At 63.3% G+C, this 1,072-nt stretch carries 3 protein-coding genes; 2 read left to right on the top strand and 1 reads right to left on the bottom strand.

Features of this window, described 5'->3' with window-relative positions; all coding sequences use genetic code 11:
- On the top strand, positions 1 to 225 hold a 225-nt coding region (locus ACIRS4_RS38865; protein ID WP_404205094.1), incomplete at its 5' end, for a hypothetical protein.
- 107 nt (positions 226 to 332) lie between these two features.
- On the opposite strand, the gene ACIRS4_RS38860 is transcribed toward ACIRS4_RS38865, so the two are convergent.
- Complete coding sequence (locus ACIRS4_RS38860) at positions 333 to 536, bottom strand: cold-shock protein (protein ID WP_120736711.1); 204 nt, start codon at positions 534 to 536, stop codon at positions 333 to 335.
- Between the two features lie 278 nt (positions 537 to 814).
- Here ACIRS4_RS38860 and ACIRS4_RS38855 point away from each other — a divergent pair.
- The coding region (locus tag ACIRS4_RS38855; RefSeq protein ID WP_404205091.1) for a sigma-70 factor domain-containing protein at positions 815 to 1,072 on the top strand (258 nt) is incomplete at its 3' end.

Here is a 1,072-nt window from a genome sequence, read left to right as displayed (position 1 = left end):
CTATTCGGTCGGGGCTACTCGCAAGGAGCCTTCATGGCATCGGCCAACGCCAACCATTTCGCAGGTCCGGCAACCGTTTTCGCGGAAATCCGTGCCGCCGAGCAGGCCGCGGACCTCGAACGAAACGCACTGGCCGCGAAAACTGTCGCGAACTATGCGCACGATGCCGCAGATTGCGGGCATCTGCTGGCCGTGCTGGGCCTCGATCTGTCCGAATTGAAGTAACCGGGGACGGTCCAGCCGCACAGGTGCGGCAACACCGGTATCCGAGACGAAAAGGAGCTTCGCACCGACCTCGGTGCGAAGCTCCCCTCGGAACCCAATCGCGCTGATCAGATGGCGCGGACGTCCTGGGCTTGCGGGCCCTTCTGGCCCTGCTCTACCGAGAACTCGACGCGCTGACCCTCTTCGAGGGATTTGTAACCCGAGCCGCTCACGGCCGAGTAATGCACGAAGACGTCCGGGCCGCCTCCGTCCTGGGCGATGAAGCCGAAGCCCTTTTCACCGTTGAACCACTTCACACTGCCTTGAGCCATGTTGCTACAACTTCTTTTCTGTTTGTGAGCCGGGCAAATTCTTGGTGAGAAGCCCGTTCTCGATCGCCAACTATGCCACGAGGGTCCGTGATCGCTCGCATCGTGCGGTGACGAGGGCCCGTCCGGGCAGTTCTCCGCGGAACTGATAGTCGCCTCGTTTCGTCTTTCGCCCAGTACGCTGGTTATTGGTCCCGGTGATTGCCGAGCCGCTCGAGGCCTGTCCGCGGTCCCCAATTTGTCGAATCGCGATGTCGGCCTGATCTCTCGGAGAGGCGAATGTGGCAACGACCGCAGACGAGACGAATGACCAAGACTCCACCGGCACCCCGGCGGGGCCCGACGACGCCGCGGATGACCTGTGGGATGAGGACGAGTCTCCGGCGCTGCGCCGGGCGCGTAAGGAGGCCGAGCTCACCGCCGGCGGGGATTCGACGCGAGCGTATCTGAAGCAGATCGGGCGAGTTCCCCTGCTGTCCGCGGCCGAAGAGGTCGATCTCGCGGTCCGGATCGAGGTCGGACTGTACGCGGCGGAGAAA

Origin of the sequence: Streptomyces sp. NPDC101166 (assembly GCF_044768125.1) — a bacterium.
Classification (GTDB): domain Bacteria; phylum Actinomycetota; class Actinomycetes; order Streptomycetales; family Streptomycetaceae; genus Streptomyces.
This window is presented reverse-complemented; position numbering and strand designations above follow the sequence as displayed.

Coding starts and splice junctions, on each gene's coding strand:
- ACIRS4_RS38860 (WP_120736711.1), bottom strand. CDS start 536: ATGGCTCAAGGCAGTGTGAAGTGGTTCAACGGTGAAAAGGGCTTCGGC.